Origin of the sequence: Hymenobacter metallilatus (assembly GCF_003944705.1) — a bacterium.
Lineage (GTDB): Bacteria > Bacteroidota > Bacteroidia > Cytophagales > Hymenobacteraceae > Hymenobacter > Hymenobacter metallilatus.
This window is the reverse complement of the sequence record NZ_RWIS01000034.1, coordinates 1-566: the sequence shown is the minus strand read 5'-3', so window position 1 is coordinate 566 and position 566 is coordinate 1. Positions and strand designations below refer to the sequence as shown.

Genomic DNA, 566 nt, shown 5'->3' with positions numbered 1-566 from the left:
CAAGGTAGCCGTACCGGAAGGTGCGGCTGGATCACCTCCTTTCTGGAGCTTGTTCGACTCGGTTGACTAGCTGGGGCATCCTACCCCCTGATTGTACTGATTACCTGTAACCGTTGTTGTCTTTTCCTTTTATTCAATCTTTTCACGGATTCGACTCCGCGAGTCGACCCGGGCTTGTAGCTCAGGTGGTTAGAGCGCTACACTGATAATGTAGAGGTCCCTGGTTCGAGTCCAGGCAGGCCCACTTTACTTAGCAAATGGCTAGGTTCAGATAATGGGGGATTAGCTCAGCTGGCTAGAGCACCTGCCTTGCACGCAGGGGGTCAACGGTTCGAATCCGTTATTCTCCACACTAATGACATCAAACGGATGTTAAGTGTTAAGAGTATTTTGTAGATGAGCAAATGCTTTATCTATACTTTGCCCTCCAATTGGGAGTGGCAGACGTTCTTTGACATAGAGGAAAAGCGAGAAAAAGAAAGAGAACACAAATACGTGTGATTAACCTAGTGTTAGTCACCCGGAGCCGGCCCTGTTTACGAACAGGGCCTCTACAGAAGTAGAGA

General features: G+C 48.6%; 2 tRNA genes. Both read left to right on the top strand.

The features are described from left to right. Positions 1–170: 170 nt before the first annotated feature. A tRNA-Ile gene (locus tag EI290_RS22225) sits at positions 171–244 on the top strand. A gap of 32 nt (positions 245–276) precedes the next feature. Then, positions 277–350 (top strand) — tRNA-Ala (locus tag EI290_RS22220). The last annotated feature ends 216 nt before the right edge of the window (positions 351–566 follow it).